This window comes from Streptomyces sp. 1-11 (assembly GCF_007176755.1).
In the GTDB taxonomy this organism is placed as follows: domain Bacteria; phylum Actinomycetota; class Actinomycetes; order Streptomycetales; family Streptomycetaceae; genus Streptomyces.
In genome coordinates this window covers 1-15,691 of the sequence record NZ_BJTV01000008.1, presented here as the reverse complement: position 1 = coordinate 15,691, position 15,691 = coordinate 1, and the positions used below count along the sequence as shown (strand labels likewise).

Sequence of the window (15,691 nt, the reverse complement as noted above, 5' to 3'; positions counted from 1 at the left end):
GTTCAGGCCACCGGGTGGCCGGGCTCGACGGGCTTGGCGTCGGACAGCCGGAGCAGCGGCCCGCCGCGGCCCCCGCCGCCCCGCACCGGGTCGAGGACGAAGCCGACGTGGTCGCCGCCGTCGGTGCGGCTCAGGACGGTGCCGACGAACCAGGCCGCCGCGTCGCGCAGCACGACGGCGCTGTCCGGCCCCTCATGCCAGGGCACCCGCGCGAACTTGTCGACCTCGTCGCCGGTCTCGCCGCCGAAGATCTCCAGCAGTGCCCGCTGGTCGGCGGTGAGCAGGTGCACGGCGAGGCAGCGTGCGGCCCGGGCGACCTCGTAGGTGCGGTTGGCCTTGGACAGCCACACGGTGAACCTCGGCGGCCGCATGGAGCACTGCGAGGCGAAGCCCACGAGACAGCCGGCCCGCTCGCCGCCCGCGGCGGCCGTCACCACGCACAGGTCCGGATCCAGCCGCCGGAAGAAGCCCTTCACGTCCGTCATGCCACCCAGCTCCCCTCCGCACCGGCGCTCCGCGCTCCGGGGTCGCGGACGCCCTGCCGGAGGCGTCGGATGCGGTCGGAGTGCCCCGGCGGGGCCGGGCCGAACCGCAGGCGCCAGCAGCGTGTCGCGGCCCCGCCGGGTCAGCCGTCGGCGCCGGGTACCGTGCGGGACTCCAGCGCCCGGCGGGTGTCGTCCCCGTAGACGCCGGTCTCGTCGCCGCTGATGCCGTACCAGAGCTGGAAGCGGGCCACTGCCTCGGTGAGCGGGGCGTCGTAGGTGCCGCTGGTGGAGCCGTCGCGGTAGACGTCGGGGACGCGCAGCAGCCGCTGCTGCAGTTCGGTGACCTCGGGTCCGGTGTCGCCCTGCCGGAGCGTGCCGGGGCCGTCCGGGTCGGTGGAGGCGGTGCCCGCTGGGTCGGCCGGGGCGGGGGTGGCCGGGGCGGGGTCGGCCGGGGCCGGCGCCGCGGAGCGGGAGGGCCGCGGGGCGGCGGTGGCGTCCTGGCGGGCGGGCAGCAGCAGGGCGCAGCCGAAGCCGACGAGCGCGGCCGCGGCGACCGCGAGGGCGAGGGCGGCACGGCGCGCTCCGGGGCCGGGGCCGGGGCCGCCGGCTCGCGGGGCGGCGGCTCGCGGGGCGGCGGGGACAGGCGGCAGTTCCTGGGTCTCGTCCTCGGCGGCCGGGGGCGCGCCGGGCGCCGGGCCGAAGGACTCGTACACCCCGTGCCGGGCGACCGGACCGTGCGGCACGCTTGCGTGCGGCAACCGCCGGTCCGCTCCCGGCTCTTTCGGTCCTGCCCGGTCGGCTCCCGGGTCCCGCGGTGTAAGCCGGTCGGCTCCCGGCTCCCTCGGTCCGGCCCGGTCCGCTCCAGGCCCCCTCGGTCCAGGCCGGTCCGCCCCCGGTCCCCCAGGCCCTGGCCGGGGCGGCCCCGGCTCGGGCGGCCCCGGGTCCGGGTGCATCTCGCGCATCAGCTCGGCGAGGGCGTCGAAGCGGCGCGGGCGCAGGACGCGGACCGGCTCAAGCACCGGTCCGGGGCGCGGCTGTTCAGGCTCGGGCGGTGTCGGCACCCTGCTCTCCTTCCGTCCCGTGCGTACGCACGTGCGCGGTCCCCGGCCTGGGATACGGCGCGGGCGGCGGCCCCGTTCAGGCCGGGACGGGCGCCTGCTGGACGAACCGGACCAGGGACGAGGTCAGCGCGCCGACGAAGGCCTCCCGGGCCTCCTCCGGCAGCGCGTCCAGGGACAGGTAGGGGTTGAGGTCCTCCAGCTCGACCAGCAGCAGCTCGCCGTCGGGGGCGCGGCAGGCGTCGACGCGCTGGATGCCCTGGCCGAGACCGTTCCAGTCCACGAAGCGCCGGGCGAACTCGAGGTCGGCGGCGGTGGCCGGGTACGGCGTGAGCTCCCAGCGGCGTTCCGGGTCGGGGGCGTACAGGGCGTACTGGAAGTCGTCGTCCATGAAGTAGAAGGACACCTCGTAGGCGAAGTCGACGCACGGCTGGACGAGGACCGTGCCGTCGGCGAGCCCGTCGAGCCGGCCGGCGGGCAGGATCCGCAGGCCCAGGGAGTCGGCGCCGAGCTTGGGCTTGACGACGTAGCGCTCGGCCGCGGGCAGCCGGTGCAGGTCCGCGGCGCGGTCGACGGTCGGTATGACGGGGAAGCCGGCCGCGCTCAGGTCGAGCAGGTACTGCTTGCCCGCCATGTCCGCCTTGCCGGTGAGCGGGTTGTACACCCGGGCCCCGGTGGCGAGCGCCCGCTCGCGGAAGGCCTCGTACTCCTTCTGGTAGCCGAGCACGGGCCCGCTGTTGCGGACGACGACGGCGTCGAAGCCGTCCATGAGAGCCACCGCGTCCAGCGGGTGGCACAGGGCGAGGTCGAAGCGCTCGCGCAGCCGGGAGGTGAGGAGGATGTCCTCGTCGCAGTAGCGGCGGCCGCGGGCCGGGTACGCCAGGTCGGTGACGTAGAGAACGCTGGGGCGGGCGGCGGGCATGCGGTCTCCTGGCGGAACGTGACGCGGAACGGGGCCGGCGGCGGCTGCGGAAAGGTTACGCCCCTCGTACTCCCGCCCTGACCGGCCCGAAAAAGCACTCAGTTCCCTCCTCGGGGACCGAGGGCTGCACTGAGTGTCATATGACTGGTTCTGGTGCTACGTTCGCGTCCATGAGCTCCAGCAGCGCGGCGCCGGCCGCGAAGCCGCCGATGCGGGAGGCCCTGGTCGCGGCGGCCTTCCGGCTCTTCCTGGAACGCGGGTACGAACAGACCACCGTGGACGACATCGTGGCGCTGGCCGGGGTCGGCCGCCGCTCGTTCTTCCGCTACTTCCCGTCCAAGGAGGACGTGGTCTTCCCCGACCACGAGGGCTGCCTCGCCGACATGACCGCGTTCCTCGCCGCGAGCGCGGAGGACGACGAACCGGTGCGGCGGGTGTGCGACGCGGCCCGGCTGGTGCTCGGGATGTACGCGGAGAACCCGACCTTCTCCGTGCAGCGCTACCGCCTCACCAAGCGGGTTCCAGGACTGCGCGCCTACGAGCTGTCGGTGGTGTGGCGCTACGAGCGCGCGCTGGCCGAGTACCTGCGCCGGCGGTTCGCCGGGCGGCCCGACGGAACGCTGCGCGCCGACGTGGTCGCGGCCGCCGTGGTCGCCGCGCACAACAACGCCCTGCGCTCCTGGCTGCGTTCGGACGGCAGGGGCGACGCGGGCGCCGAGGTGGACCACGCCCTCGCACACGTGCAGGCCGCCTTCGCCCAGCCGGTGCGGGTGAGCCCCGCCGCGCGGCCGGGCGACGACGGCCCCGACGACGTGGTCGTGCTCGTGGCCCGCCGGGCCACCCCGCTGTGGCGGGTGGTGCAGGAGTTCGAGGCGCTGGCCGGCCACGTCTGACCCGGTCGCGCCCGGCCGCTCGTGGCGCACCGGACCTCCACAAGTTCGGGGTACCGAGTGCCTTTACGAGTGACACTGAGTGCCATAATCTGTGGGCGTGCACGGTGGCACCGGGGCCGTGCGACGTGCCCGGTTCACGCCGGGCACGCGGGATTCCGGCCGAGCGCAGGGAGTTGACCAGCGTGTACCACCACTCAGCAAGCACCTCGCATCCGGCGGCCGGCTCCGCGACGGGCCTGCTCGAACCCACCGCCGCGGACTCCAGGGACGCCATCCACTTCCAGCGCTGCACCTGGTGCGGCACCGCCACGTACCACCGGCTGCTGTGTCCGGTGTGCCAGGGCAGCGAACTGCGCACCGAGCGCAGCGAGGGCACCGGCACGGTGCGCCACTCCACCGTGGTCCACCGCAACACCCCCGCCGCGCGCAACGTTTCGCTGATCGAGATGAGCGAGGGGTTCGTCGTCCGGGGCCGGGTCATGGGACCGCCGATCGGCATCCACAGCGGGGACCGGGTACGGCTCTCCACGGCCAAGGACCCGGTGCGCGGCGAGCCGGTGTTCCAGCTCGTCGACGAGCCCTTCCGCGCCTGGAGCTGACGCCGCGACGGACGGCCGCCCTCGTCACGGCCGCTGCCGGGGCGGCGGCCCGCTCAGGGCGCGAGGGTCACCCGGATGCCGACCGTGCCGTCCGTGCCGCGCCGCAGCCGGCTGCCCAGCAGGGTGAGCCGGCCGACGATGCCGTACTTGCGGGCGATGAGCCCGCGGTACCGGGCGGTGGTGGCCGCGTCGGCGATCTCGGCGGTCCCCGGAACCTGCTCGCCGGTGGGACGGCCGCGCACGTCGCAGGGGCCGACCAGGACGTCGGCGCGCCGGCGGATCCGCTTGACCTTGTAGCTGTCGGCGGTGGTCCACACGCCCAGGCCGTCCCCGTCCCCGACGACCCACACGGGGGTGGCGACCGGGGTGCCGTCCTTGCGGTAGCTGGTGACCAGCAGGTACTTGCCGGCGGCGAGCCGCTCGGGCCGTGTGTCGTCCATGTCCGGCAGTCTAGGAGCACCCGTGCCGTCCGGGCACACGTGCGGCCGCCCGGGGCACACGCGCGGCCGGCCGACGGCGGACTCAGGCCACCGCCGCGGCCATCCGGCGCACCCCCTCGGTGAGGATCTCCGGCGAGGTCGCCAGGTTCAGACGGGCGTGCCCCGCCCCGCCGGTGCCGAAGGGCAGGCCGGAGCTGAGCGCGACCCGGCCGCGCTCCAGGAACACCGCGGCGGGGTCGTCGCCGAGGCCGAGCGCCCGGCAGTCGAGCCAGGCCAGGTAGGTGGCCTCGGCCGGGTCGTAGCGGATCGCCGGGAGGTGCTCGGCCAGCAGGCGGACGAGCAGCCGCCGGTTGGCGTCGAGCCCGGCCAGCAGGGCGTCGAGCCAGCCGGCGCCCTCGTTCAGGGCGGCGGTGTGGGCGATCACCCCGAGGTGGCTGGGACCGTGGCTCACCTCCTCGGGCATGCGGGCCAGGTCGGCGGCGGCACCGGGTCCGGCGAGGGCGAGCGCGGCCTTGAGGCCGGCCAGGTTCCAGCCCTTGGAGGCGGACATCAGCGACAGCCCGCGCTCGGCGCCCGGCACGCCGAGGTACGGCGTGAAGGTGACGCCGGGGGCGACGAGCGGGGCGTGGATCTCGTCCGCGACGACCCGGACGCCGTACCGCTCGGCGAGGTCCGCGACGGCGGCGAGCTCCGCGGCGGTGTGCACCGTGCCGGTGGGGTTGTGCGGGCTGCACAGCAGGAAGGCGGCCCGGCCGCCGCCGGCCGCCGCCTCCCGGAAGGTGCGCGCCAGCAGGTCGAGGTCGAGGCGCCCGCCGGGGCCGAGCGGGGCCTCCACCACCCGGCGGTCCAGATGGGTGACGAACTGGTAGAACGGCGGGTACACGGGCGAGTTGACGACGACCGGATCGCCGGGTCCCGTGACCAGCTTCAGCATCTCGACCACGCCGAGCATCACGTCCGGCACGATCGCGGTGCGCCCGATGTCGATCCCGTCCCAGTTCCAGCGCTCGGCGGCGAAGCGGGCCAGCGCCTCGGCGTACGCCGTGCCGGCCGGGTAGCCGGTGTCGCCGAGGGCGAGCGCGTCGGTGAGGGCGCGGACGACGGGCCCGGCGAGCGGGACGTCCATCTCGGCCACCCACAGCGGCAGCACGTCCTCGGGGTAGGTGCGCCACTTCATGCTCGTACGCCGGCGCAGCCGCTCGAGTCCGAGGGCGCGCAGCGGGTCGGGTTCGCCTGGAGTGCCGTGCGGGATGCTGGTCATGGGCCCAAGATAGGCTCCCGCGCTCCGTGCGGAAACGGGGCAGGCCGGGCAGGTGGGGCACGTGGTGCGGGCAGCGCGGCGGGCCGGGCGGACGCGCGGCGCCCGTGGAATTCCCGGGTCCGCCGCACCGGTCAACTCGGGCGTCTAGATTGCGTCTTGACCGGTGCACCATCCCCACCAGGCGACCAGGAGCTGACCCACGTGACCGACAACCCGGCAGCCACCAACGACGTGGCCGTGTCGCTGCGCGCCCGCATCGACACGGGCCGGCCGCACACGGCCCGGATATGGAACTACTGGCTCGGCGGCAAGGACAACTACGAGGTCGACCGCGCGGCCGGCGACCAGATCCGCGGGCTCCACCCGGGCATCGGGGACTACGCGCGCGCCGACCGGCTGTTCCTGGGCCGGGCGGTACGGCACCTGGTCGGCGAGGTCGGCATCCGGCAGTTCCTGGACATCGGCACCGGGCTGCCCACCGCCGACAACACGCACGAGGTCGCCCAGCGGATCGCGCCGGAGGCGCGGATCGTGTACGTCGACAACGACCCGCTGGTGCTCGCGCACGCCCGGGCGCTGCTCACCAGCACGCCGGAGGGGCGCACCGACTACCTGGACGAGGATCTGCGCAACGTGGACGCCGTCCTCGAACACGCCTCCAGGACGCTGGACTTCAGCAGGCCGGTGGCGCTGATGCTGCTCGGCGTGGTCATCTTCATCGGCGACGACGAGGACCCGTACGGCCTGGTGCGGCAGTTGACCGACCGGCTGCCGGCCGGCAGCCACCTGGTGCTGTCGCACACCGTCACCAGTCCGGCGATGCCGGACGTGGACGAGGCCGTCAAGTTCTGGAACGAGCACGGCACTCCGAAGCTGACCCAGCGCACGCCCGAGGACGTGGCCCGGTTCTTCGACGGTCTGGAGCTGCTGGAGCCGGGTGTGGTGTCCTGCTCGCGCTGGCGCCCGGACGCCGACGCCGGGCCGGAGCCGGAGGAGGTCGCCATGTTCGGCGCGGTGGCGCGCAAGCGCTGAGCGCACGGCTCCGCCGGACCGGTGGGACCGATCGTCTCCGCCGGTGAACGCCGCCGGGCCGGGCCGCGTACTGAACGCCGGGCGCCCGACGCCGGTCGGGACCCCCGCGATGCCGGTACGGGCATCGCGCGTCCGGTGTTCGGGAGCCATGCATGAGGCACGCACGACGACGGGTCGTGAGGCGGGTGACACGGCTGGCGGCGGTCGGCGGACTCCTGCTGGGGGGTGCGATGGCCGCGCAGGCCGCGATGGCGAGCGAGACTCCCCCGGCATCCGCCCGGCCGCTGCGCTCGGCGGGCGCGGAGGGCGGTCCCGGGGCCGCGCTCGTGGCCCGGCTCGGCACGGCGCGCACGGCGGGGAGCTGGCTGGGCGCCGACGGCCGTCCGGTGGTGGCGGTGACGGACGAGCGGGCGGCTCGGACGGTGCGCGGCGCGGGGGCCGAGGCCAAGGTCGTGGCGCACAGCATGGACGAGCTCAAGTCGGCCACCGGCACGCTGAGTTCGGCGCCCCGGGTCGCGGGCACCGCGTGGGCGGTGGACTACCGCACCAACCGGGTCGTGGTGCGGGCCGACCGCACCGTGTCGGCGGCCGACTGGTCCCGGATGAGCCGAGTGGCCTCGGGCATCGGCGGCTTCGTGCACATGGAGCGTACGAAGGGCGCCTTCACCGCGCGGCTGAACGGGGCGCAGCCGATCCTGTCCACCGGCGGCCGCTGCTCGGCGGGGTTCAACGTCACCGACGGGCAGCGGGACTTCATCCTGACCGCCGGCCACTGCGGGCCCGCCGGCTCGACCTGGTTCGCCGACAACGGGGGCGACCGCCGGCTCGGCACGACGGTGAACAGCGCCTTCCCCGGCAGCGACTTCTCGCTGGTCCGGTACGACTCGGGCCGGGCGGGTCCCGGCGCGGACGTGGTCGCGGTGGGCGGCGGCAAGGGCGTGCGGATCACCGGGGCCGCCGATCCGTCGGTGGGCCAGCGGGTGTTCCGCAGCGGCAGCACCAGCGGGCTGCACGACGGCCGGGTGACCGCCCTGAACGCGACCGTGAACTACCCGGAAGGCACCGTCACCGGGCTCATCGAGACCGATGTGTGCGCCGAACCCGGCGACAGCGGCGGCCCGCTGTTCTCCGAGGGCGTCGCGCTGGGCGTCACCTCGGGCGGCAGCGGCGACTGCACCACGGGCGGCACGACGTTCTTCCAGCCGGTGACCAAGGCGCTGACCGCGCTGAACGTCCGGCTCCTGGTGTCGGCGGGGAACGCCGGCGGCGGGCAGGGCGCGGCGTCCTCCCCCGCGCCGTCCGCCCCGGCCTCGCGGGGCGCCGCCGCGCCGAGCGCCGCCTCGCCCGGCTCCGCGGCGCCCGTCACGGGCGGCGACGAGGGGCGGACGCTGCTGGCACGGCTCACGGACACCCGGACCGTGGGGCCCGGTCTGCTGGTCGTCGCGGGCAGCCTGATCGCTCTCGTCGCGACCCGGTACATCCGCTCCGAGCAGGACCGCAGGGCGTACCAGCGGCACTACTCGGCGACGTGGGGCTGAGCGGGCGGCGACGGAGGGGGCCGGCCGGCCATGAGCGCGACGACCGGCCCGGGGCGAACGACGAGAAGGGCACCCGTGGCTCACGGGTGCCCTTGGCGGTACGGCCGGGACGGCCGCCGGTCGGTTCCAGGGCCTAGGCGGCCTGGTCGGACTGCGGGGCCGCCAGGGCCCACTCCAGTACGAGGCGCTGGTACTCCGCGCGCTGCTCGGTGGTCAGTGTCCCGCCCGACCGGCGCCACAGGGCCCTGATCTCCTCGTTGACCTCCGCGGCCGATCGCTCGGAGGCGGCTGCAACAGTGGTGGACATGTTGTGAAGCATATGCCGCCCGGCGTGAAGACGCTGTGAGTAAGTACCCCCGATGTGGACATATCGGACCGTGTTACTCATCACGTCAATGGGACAGAGGGGCATGCCAGTTGGCGTCCCGGGCCGCCGTGGCGCGGCGGCCCGGGCGGCGAAGCCGTGACCGTCATCACAGCGCCGCCTCGCCCGCAGGCTCAGGTGCCCGGCTTGCGGCCGTACACGTAGACGTCGTCGCCCTTCTTCAGCAGCGACCAGTACTTCTTGGCGGTGGTGGTGGTCATGTTGACGCAGCCGTGGGACCCGGGCGGGTTCCACATGCTCAGGCCCACCGAGTGGAAGGCCTGACCGCCGTCGAAGAACTGGCTGTAGGGCATCGGCACGTCGTAGATGTTGGAGACGTGGTCGATGTCCCGCCAGTAGATCTTCTTCAGGCCCGTGCGGGTCTCGTAGCCGTCGCGGCCGGTGCGCACCGGCACCGGCCCGTAGACCAGCCGGCTGCCGTCCTGGATCCAGCTGAGCTGGAGCGTGAGGTTCACGCAGGCGATCCGGCCCTTGTTCACCGGGCACTTGCCGGCCTTGTTCGGGTTGTTCCCGACGGCCTTCTGCTTGTTCATGAGATCCATCACGCCCCAGGTGACGGGACCGGCGTAGCCGATGTTGGGCGTGATGCCGTGCTTGTTCTGGAAGGCCTGGATGGCCTTGCAGTCGGTGGCGGACTGCCTGCCGTCGACCGGCCGGCCGAGGAACTTCTCCACCTGCTTCTGGTACGGACCCGCCTGTGTGGTGCAGCTCGCGGCCTGGGCCGGCGCCGCGCCGAAGGCGAGTGTGAGCGGCGCCACCAGTCCGGTGACGCCCAGTGCGACGACACCGCGTCTGCGTATGTCCCCCATGTCGGCCTCTTCCCCTTGTCCCCTTGCGCCCGGGCTCTGCCCGGGTGGTCCCCTTCGCGATTCCCGCGGTTCCTGACTACTAGACCCGCCCGGGCGCCGGAGGGTTGTGGTTCCGGCCAGGCTGTGACGAAACGGTGAACTGGGCGCCGTCACGGGACGGGGGCGCCGGGGCCGTGCCCGCTCGGGACGGCGACGCCGCGCTCACCGGTATCCGGTGACGTCGGCCGGCCGTCCCGGGCCCTGCACCTCGGCCATGTACCGCCAGGCGTCGGGGCGGCTGCCGTCCAGGTCGGTGAAGCCGTACTCCCGGGCGAGCCCGCCGCTGGACAGGGACTGCCCGTTGAAGCGGGACACGCCGGGGTCGGCGGCCAGGGCCGCGACGGCGCGGCCGGTGTAGCGCGGGGTCTCGGAGATCGCGAAGTGCGGTTCGCGGTCCAGGGCGTCGCGCCAGTTGTCCTCGCGCACTCCGAAGGCGTCCAGCATGATCTCCGAGCGCATCCAGCCGGGGGTGAGCGCGACCGCGCTCGCGCCGCGCGGGCCCAGCTCGTGGCCCAGGGCGAAGGCCATGCGCAGCACGGAGGCCTTGGCGAGGTCGTAGAAGAGGTTGACGCGGTAGGTGTCGCGGTTGTGGTCGGCGGTGCCGTCGGTGACCTCGACCACCAGGCCGCCGGGGTGGCGCAGCAGCAGCGGCAGCGCGAAGTGGCTGGTGATCGCGTGCGTCTCCACGGCGAGGCGGAGCAGCCTGAGCCCGTTGTCCAGGTCGTGCTCCCACACCGGGGTGTCCCACTCGAAGAGCTTCTCGCCGCCCCAGATGTCGTTCACCAGCAGGTCCAGGCGGCCCCGCTCGTCGGCGATCCGGTCCACCAGGGCCCGCACCGCGGCGGGGTCGAGGTGGTCGACGGGGACGGCGACGCCGTTGCCGCCGGCCTCGGTGACCAGGTCGGCGGTGTCCTCGATGGTCTCGGGACGGTCGTACTCGGAGCGGCGGGCGCGGGTGCTGCGCCCGGTGACGTAGACGGTCGCGCCGGCCGCCCCGAGTTCCACGGCGATGCCCCGCCCCGCGCCCCGGGTCGCCCCTGCCACCAGTGCGACCCTGCCCCGCAGTGAACCTGACATGTCCGGCCTCCTTGTCCGTGGACGACTGCTGTCGTCGTCCACCCTCACGGGGAAGCCGGACATCTCCTGTCGCCTTTCACCGCCCTTTCGGCGGCGCCGGGGATCAGTGCCCCCGCTTGATCCACTCCTCGAGGTGGGGCGCCTCGTCCCCGATGGTCGTGGACTCGCCGTGTCCGGTGAGGACCTTGGTCTCCGGCGGCAGGGTGAGCAGCCGGTCCCGGATGGAGTCGATGATCGTCGGGAAGTGGGAGAACGAGCGCCCGGTGGCGCCGGGGCCGCCCTGGAAGAGGGTGTCGCCGGTGAACACGGCCCCGAGCCCGGGGTCGTACAGGCAGACCGCGCCGGGCGCGTGGCCCGGGGTGTGCAGGACGGTCAGATCGGCGCCGGCGGTCTCGATCACCTGGCCGTCGACAAGATGCCGGTCGGGCTCGCGGTCCGGGTGGGTGAGCCGCCACAGCGGCAGGTCGTCGGCGTGCAGCCAGATGGTGGCGCCGGTCAGCTCGGCGAGCGCGGGGGCGGCGTCGATGTGGTCGTTGTGGGCGTGGGTGCACACGATGGCGGTCAGGCGCCGGTCGTCGACGGCCCGGGCGATCGCCTCGGCGTCGTGGGCGGCGTCGATGACGATCACCTCGCGCTCGTCGCCGACGATCCACACGTTGTTCTCCACGTCCCAGGTGCCGCCGTCCAGGCTGAACTGGCCGGACGTCACCAGGCGTTCGATGCGCACGGTCATCAGAGCACCACCACCGAGCGCAGTACGTCGCCGTGGTGCATGCGCTCGAAGGCCTGCTCCACCTGGTCGAGCTGGATCGTCTCGGTGACGAACGCGTCGAGCGGCAGCCGGCCCTGCAGGTGCAGGTCGACCAGCATGGGGAAGTCCCGGGAGGGCAGGCAGTCGCCGTACCAGGAGGACTTCAGGGAGCCGCCGCGGCCGAAGACGTCCAGCAGGGGCAGTTCGAGCTTCATCTCCGGGGTGGGCACGCCGACGAGGACGACCGTGCCGGCCAGGTCGCGGGCGTAGAAGGCCTGCTGGTAGGTCTCGGGGCGGCCGACCGCCTCGATGACGACGTCGGCGCCGAAGCCGCCGGTCAGCTCGCGGACGGCCTCGACCGCGTCGTTCTCCTTGGAGTTGACGGTGTGGGTGGCGCCCAGCGTGCGGGCCTTCTCCAGCTTGCGGTCGTCGATGTCGACGGCGATGATCCTGGCCGCGCCGGCGAGCCTCGCCCCGGCGACCGCCGCGTCCCCGACGCCGCCGCAGCCGATGACGGCGACGGAGTCGCCGCGGCCCACGTTGCCGGTGTTGATCGCGGCGCCGATGCCGGCCATGACACCGCAGCCGAGCAGCCCGGCCACGGCCGGCGAGACCGCCGGGTCGACCTTGGTGCACTGGCCCGCGGCGACCAGCGTCTTCTCCGCGAACGCGCCGATGCCCAGCGCCGGGGAGAGCTCCTGGCCGGTGCCGGCCAGGGTCATCTTCTGCGTGGCGTTGTGGGTGTTGAAGCAGTACCAGGGGCGGCCGCGCAGACAGGCCCGGCAGTTCCCGCACACGGCACGCCAGTTGAGGATCACGAAGTCGCCGGGGGCCACGTCCGTGACGCCCTCGCCGACCGACTCCACGACACCGGCGGCCTCATGACCGAGCAGGAAGGGGAAGTCGTCCGAAATACCACCCTGCTTGTAGTGCAGATCGGTGTGGCAGACGCCGCAGGCCTGGACGCGTACGACGGCTTCACCGGGTCCGGGATCCGGAACCACGATCGTCTCGATCCGTACGGGCTCGTCCTTCCCCGGTGCGATCACGCCGCGTACTTCCTGCGCCATTGCCTGGCCCCTTCCTCGTAGTGCTATCGGTGCGACCCTACGCTCCGGCGGCAGGCGCCGGCACGGGCCACGACGGGAGGAGTGGATCTTTCGGTCCAGTGCTCCGGCCCGGGGCCGCCGCCGGGCGGGACGGCCCCGGGCCGCGGGCGGTTCAGCCTCCGAGGCCGGGCAGCAGCCCGTTCGTGGGACCGACCAGATCGGTGATCCGGCCCAGTTGCCCGAGACCGTCCGGTGAGGTGAGCTGGTTCAGCCCGCCCAGTTGTTCGGAGACGGCCGGGACCTGGTCCCGCTGCTCGGCGGGGAGCCCGGTGTCGGCGAGCGAGTCCAGCGCGGTGACCGGGTCGAGCCGGCCGCTCTCCGGTGCGGCGGTGCCGGCCGCGGCGGCCATGGGAGCGGCGAGGCCGAGGACCCCGGCGGCGAGGCCGACTGCGGTGACGATGCGTCGTGTTGAGATCATGTCCTCAGCAACGGGACCGGGGCCCGGCCGGACACGGGCGCCGGACGCCGCTCACCCGTCAGGCGGACCACCCCGGCTGCGCTTGCCGACCCCGCCGGGGCGGAGGAGCCTCGGAGGTGGGCCCGGGCGGCCCTGTTTCCGCCGGGCCGCGGGCGCCTGAAGGAGGTCACACCATGGGCACCGCGACAGGCTCCAGCTTCGACACCGAGACACTGCGCCGCGGCATAGAGGGGAACACCGGGAACAACCTGCTGTGCCTCTACGCGGACGACGCGCAGATCCGCATCATCGACCGCAACACCCAGCCGAGCCATCCCAAGATCCTGCGCGGCCGGGGCGAGATAGCCGCGATGCTCGACGACGTCTACAGCCGCGACATGACGCACAGGCTGGACCGGTGCGTCGTCCAGGGCGACCACGCGGCCTACTGCGAGTCGTGCGAGTACGAGGACGGCACCCGTGTCCTCGCCGAGTCGATGATCACCCTGCATGACGGAAAGATCGCCGAGCAGATCATGATCCAGGCATGGGACGAGTAGGGAGGAAGACCGCGAGGGTCCAGGTCAGCTCGCGGCTGACCTGGACCTTCTCGGCCCGGGCCGCACTGGGACGGGCCCGCCCGCGACGGTCGGCCCCGGTGTCCGCCGCGGGTGTGCACCTGTCCGCCGCCGTGGTCCGGTCGTTGCTGCGCGCCGTGCGCCCGCGCCGCCGCCCCGCGCTGCCCCGCGCGCCCCGGACCCGCCGTATCCGGCACCGGCGGATACGACCCCGGTGAGCCGGGCCCAGTGAGCCTTCCCCGGTGAGCCGGGCCGCGGGCGGGGCACGGCGCCGCCCGCGAGGCGGTCCGGGGGCGCCGGTCACGCCGTGGGCGGACGGTGCCGGGCGAGCCGGCCCGCCCGCGCGGGGCGGCGGCCGGGCCGAGCAGGGCGCAGCCCCGCGCAGGCGGACGTCGCGGTGGCCGCACCGGGGCCGCGCACCCCGCCGGGAGGCGCTCAGCGCAGCCAGGCGCGGTAGGCCATGACGTCCCCGGCCCGCACGCCGTACCGGGGGTCGTCCTCGGTGAAGGTGTCCTCCATGCCGAGGACGGCGCCGGTGCGCGGTTGCAGGATCAGCATGTGCCGGACGCCGTTGGTCCCGTACACGTAGGCGCGTCCGGGGCGGCCCAGGCGGTCGGTCACCTCGCCGGCCGGCCGGAGTCCCCCGGCGCGCGCGAGCACCCGGACGACGGCCGCCGACTCACGGGCGCCCAGGGTCCAGTTGTCGAGCAGTTCCGCGACGGCGTCCAGCAGTTCGGCCGTGCTCAGCGGCGCCGTGTCCCGGTCGGCCGGGGGGCGGGCCAGCTCGGTGAGGTAGGCGCGCAGGCCCGCCTCGGTGTGCGGCGGGGCCTTCCCGGGCGGGGCGTCGCTCCACATCGGCGGGTACGTGGTCCGGCTGATCACATGGCCGTCCGCCACCAGGTGCGGCTCGTCGCCCTCGTCGGTGAGGACGGGCCGGCCGGGCCGGCGCGGGTCCGTCGCCACCACCAGTTCGGTGTGGCTCGCGTCCGCCCGCCAGCGCACCACCCGCTCCTCGGGCAGGGTGACGGGCGGTTCGCCGTCGCTCATGCCGAGGCTCCAGGACTGCACGTGCGTGCCCTTGCGCAGGCCCGGGGCGCCCGCCGCCGCGGCGGCGTCGGCGAGGGCGACCAGGTCGCCGAGCGGCACCGGCGCGGAGCCGGCGCGGACGGTCAGCGGCCGCGGCGCGGCCACGGCCCGTGACGTGCCGGCCTCGCCGAGCACGGCGTTGACGGCGATCGCCAGCACGGCGGCGGTGGCGGCCAGGCCCCAGGCCAGCCGGGCGCGCCGGCTCCGGCCGGGGAACGCCGGGATCAGCCGGACACGGCGGCGTGGGCCGGGTTCGTCCAGCAGCCGCCGGAGCCGCTGCTCGGCCCGCCCGTCCAGCGGCCCGTCCGCGAAGCAGGAGCCGTCGCCCGGCACCGGGTCGGCGCGGCGCAGGAGTTCGAGTTCGTCAGCCATGTCGGTCGTCCTCGCGGGGGGTCGCGTCGGCGGGGGCGGGCACGGCCGCGACCGGGGGCCGCAGCCGGTCGATCTCGGTCCTGAGCCGGGTCCGGGCCCGGTGCAGCCGCATGGCCGCCGCCCGGCTGCCGCAGCCGAGGGCGACGGCGATCTCGTCGGCGCCGAGTTGCTCCCACGCCGCGAGGCGCAGCACCTCCTGGTCCGCCGGGGACAGCCGGTCCAGGGCCTCGTGCACCCAGGCGCCGGGGGCCTCCGCGTCGGGGCCGGCGGCTATGTGCCGGGCGTGCGCGGCCTCGTCGTTGCCGATGCGGTCCACCAGGCGGCGCCGTCGCCCCTGGCCGCGTACCGCGTTCGCCAGGCAGTTGCGGGCCACCCCGTACAGCCAGGGCAGCGGCGCCGCGGGCAGGTCGGCACGGCGGCGCCAGGCGACCGTGAACACCTCCGCCACCACTTCCTCCACCTCGTCGGCCCGCCCCCGCAGTCGCCTCGCGACATAGCGGCTGACCGCCCAGTAGTGCTCGCGATAGGCAGCGGCGAAGATCTCGTCGTTGCTCATGTCCGGTTCGTGTCCGGCACCGCCCGGATCGTCACACCCCTCCTGCGTGATCCTTCTCGCCCCGTCCGAGTGTGACCGGGGGGCCGGCCGCCGACACAGGCGGGACGTGAAGAGGATCAGAGACATCAGGGCCGTGCGGTGGCTGACGACCACCGACCACAAGACGATCGGGACGCTGTACCTGGTCACCTCGTTCGCGTTCTTCCTGATCGGCGGCGTGATGGCGCTGCTGATGCGCGCCGAGCTGGCCCGTCCGGGCCTGCAGATCATGTCGAACGAGCAGTTCAACCAGGCGTTCACGATG

At 74.5% G+C, this 15,691-nt stretch carries 20 protein-coding genes; 7 read left to right on the top strand and 13 right to left on the bottom strand.

The window, feature by feature from the left end; all coding sequences use genetic code 11:
- Nucleotides 1-2: 2 nt before the first annotated feature.
- From TNCT1_RS18375 to TNCT1_RS18365, 3 genes are all read right to left on the bottom strand, one after another.
- A complete protein-coding gene (locus TNCT1_RS18375; protein ID WP_143633380.1) occupies nucleotides 3-485 on the bottom strand; it encodes a flavin reductase family protein in 483 nt (160 codons plus the stop codon).
- A gap of 140 nt (nucleotides 486-625) precedes the next feature.
- Entirely contained in the window at nucleotides 626-1,243 is a 618-nt protein-coding gene (locus TNCT1_RS18370) for a peptidoglycan-binding protein (RefSeq protein WP_373920484.1), read from the bottom strand.
- 379 nt (nucleotides 1,244-1,622) lie between these two features.
- Nucleotides 1,623-2,465, bottom strand: coding sequence for a hypothetical protein (locus TNCT1_RS18365; protein ID WP_143633376.1), 843 nt, complete (start codon nucleotides 2,463-2,465; stop codon nucleotides 1,623-1,625).
- Nucleotides 2,466-2,635: 170 nt separating this feature from the next.
- On the opposite strand from TNCT1_RS18365, the gene TNCT1_RS18360 reads away from it, so the two are divergent.
- A complete protein-coding gene (locus tag TNCT1_RS18360; RefSeq protein WP_143633373.1) occupies nucleotides 2,636-3,358 on the top strand; it encodes a TetR family transcriptional regulator in 723 nt (240 codons plus the stop codon).
- Nucleotides 3,359-3,540: 182 nt separating this feature from the next.
- Complete coding sequence (locus TNCT1_RS18355) at nucleotides 3,541-3,957, top strand: Zn-ribbon domain-containing OB-fold protein (protein ID WP_143633370.1); 417 nt, start codon at nucleotides 3,541-3,543, stop codon at nucleotides 3,955-3,957.
- A gap of 53 nt (nucleotides 3,958-4,010) precedes the next feature.
- Here TNCT1_RS18355 and TNCT1_RS18350 read toward each other — a convergent pair whose 3' ends face one another.
- Together TNCT1_RS18350 and TNCT1_RS18345 are read right to left on the bottom strand one after the other, a co-directional pair.
- A complete protein-coding gene (locus TNCT1_RS18350) occupies nucleotides 4,011-4,397 on the bottom strand; it encodes a PPOX class F420-dependent oxidoreductase (protein WP_143633367.1) in 387 nt (128 codons plus the stop codon).
- Between the two features lie 82 nt (nucleotides 4,398-4,479).
- On the bottom strand, nucleotides 4,480-5,658 hold the full coding sequence (locus TNCT1_RS18345) for a MalY/PatB family protein (RefSeq protein ID WP_143633365.1): 1,179 nt from the start codon (nucleotides 5,656-5,658) through the stop codon (nucleotides 4,480-4,482).
- Between the two features lie 201 nt (nucleotides 5,659-5,859).
- Here TNCT1_RS18345 and TNCT1_RS18340 point away from each other — a divergent pair, with 201 nt between their 5' ends.
- Entirely contained in the window at nucleotides 5,860-6,690 is an 831-nt protein-coding gene (locus TNCT1_RS18340) for an SAM-dependent methyltransferase (protein ID WP_143633363.1), read from the top strand.
- A gap of 152 nt (nucleotides 6,691-6,842) precedes the next feature.
- Nucleotides 6,843-8,228 carry a S1 family peptidase gene (locus TNCT1_RS18335; RefSeq protein WP_143633361.1) on the top strand — a complete coding sequence of 462 codons (1,386 nt, stop codon included), beginning with the start codon at nucleotides 6,843-6,845 and terminating at the stop codon, nucleotides 8,226-8,228.
- 133 nt (nucleotides 8,229-8,361) lie between these two features.
- Here TNCT1_RS18335 and TNCT1_RS18330 read toward each other — a convergent pair whose 3' ends face one another.
- From TNCT1_RS18330 to TNCT1_RS18305, 6 genes are all read right to left on the bottom strand, one after another.
- A complete protein-coding gene (locus tag TNCT1_RS18330; RefSeq protein WP_143633359.1) occupies nucleotides 8,362-8,547 on the bottom strand; it encodes a hypothetical protein in 186 nt (61 codons plus the stop codon).
- A 179-nt stretch (nucleotides 8,548-8,726) separates the two neighbouring features.
- A complete protein-coding gene (locus TNCT1_RS18325) occupies nucleotides 8,727-9,422 on the bottom strand; it encodes a L,D-transpeptidase (protein ID WP_143633357.1) in 696 nt (231 codons plus the stop codon).
- 201 nt (nucleotides 9,423-9,623) lie between these two features.
- Nucleotides 9,624-10,538 (bottom strand): SDR family oxidoreductase, encoded by a 915-nt coding sequence (locus TNCT1_RS18320; RefSeq protein ID WP_143633355.1) that lies wholly within the window; start codon nucleotides 10,536-10,538, stop codon nucleotides 9,624-9,626.
- A 103-nt stretch (nucleotides 10,539-10,641) separates the two neighbouring features.
- Nucleotides 10,642-11,271, bottom strand: a complete 630-nt coding sequence (locus TNCT1_RS18315) for an MBL fold metallo-hydrolase (RefSeq protein WP_143633353.1) — start codon at nucleotides 11,269-11,271, stop codon at nucleotides 10,642-10,644.
- Nucleotides 11,271-12,359 (bottom strand): S-(hydroxymethyl)mycothiol dehydrogenase, encoded by a 1,089-nt coding sequence (locus tag TNCT1_RS18310; RefSeq protein ID WP_143633351.1) that lies wholly within the window; start codon nucleotides 12,357-12,359, stop codon nucleotides 11,271-11,273. The genes TNCT1_RS18315 and TNCT1_RS18310 overlap by 1 nt, the downstream gene beginning before the upstream one ends.
- Nucleotides 12,360-12,510: 151 nt before the next feature.
- On the bottom strand, nucleotides 12,511-12,816 hold the full coding sequence (locus TNCT1_RS18305; RefSeq protein ID WP_143633349.1) for a hypothetical protein: 306 nt from the start codon (nucleotides 12,814-12,816) through the stop codon (nucleotides 12,511-12,513).
- A gap of 173 nt (nucleotides 12,817-12,989) precedes the next feature.
- Between TNCT1_RS18305 and TNCT1_RS18300 the strand changes: the two genes are divergently transcribed.
- Nucleotides 12,990-13,355, top strand: coding sequence for a nuclear transport factor 2 family protein (locus TNCT1_RS18300; protein ID WP_143633347.1), 366 nt, complete (start codon nucleotides 12,990-12,992; stop codon nucleotides 13,353-13,355).
- Complete coding sequence (locus tag TNCT1_RS18295) at nucleotides 13,343-13,591, top strand: hypothetical protein (RefSeq protein ID WP_143633344.1); 249 nt, start codon at nucleotides 13,343-13,345, stop codon at nucleotides 13,589-13,591. The genes TNCT1_RS18300 and TNCT1_RS18295 overlap by 13 nt, the downstream gene beginning before the upstream one ends.
- A gap of 217 nt (nucleotides 13,592-13,808) precedes the next feature.
- Here the strand turns inward: TNCT1_RS18295 and TNCT1_RS18290 are convergent, their stop codons facing one another.
- Both TNCT1_RS18290 and TNCT1_RS18285 read right to left on the bottom strand, forming a co-directional pair.
- Entirely contained in the window at nucleotides 13,809-14,831 is a 1,023-nt protein-coding gene (locus TNCT1_RS18290) for a CU044_5270 family protein (RefSeq protein WP_143633343.1), read from the bottom strand.
- Nucleotides 14,824-15,387 (bottom strand): RNA polymerase sigma factor, encoded by a 564-nt coding sequence (locus tag TNCT1_RS18285; RefSeq protein ID WP_143633341.1) that lies wholly within the window; start codon nucleotides 15,385-15,387, stop codon nucleotides 14,824-14,826. Before TNCT1_RS18285 ends, TNCT1_RS18290 begins: the two co-directional genes overlap by 8 nt.
- Before the next feature lie 106 nt (nucleotides 15,388-15,493).
- On the opposite strand from TNCT1_RS18285, the gene TNCT1_RS18280 reads away from it, so the two are divergent.
- Nucleotides 15,494-15,691 (top strand): cbb3-type cytochrome c oxidase subunit I (locus tag TNCT1_RS18280; protein WP_373920483.1); only part of this gene is annotated, 198 nt, incomplete at its 3' end.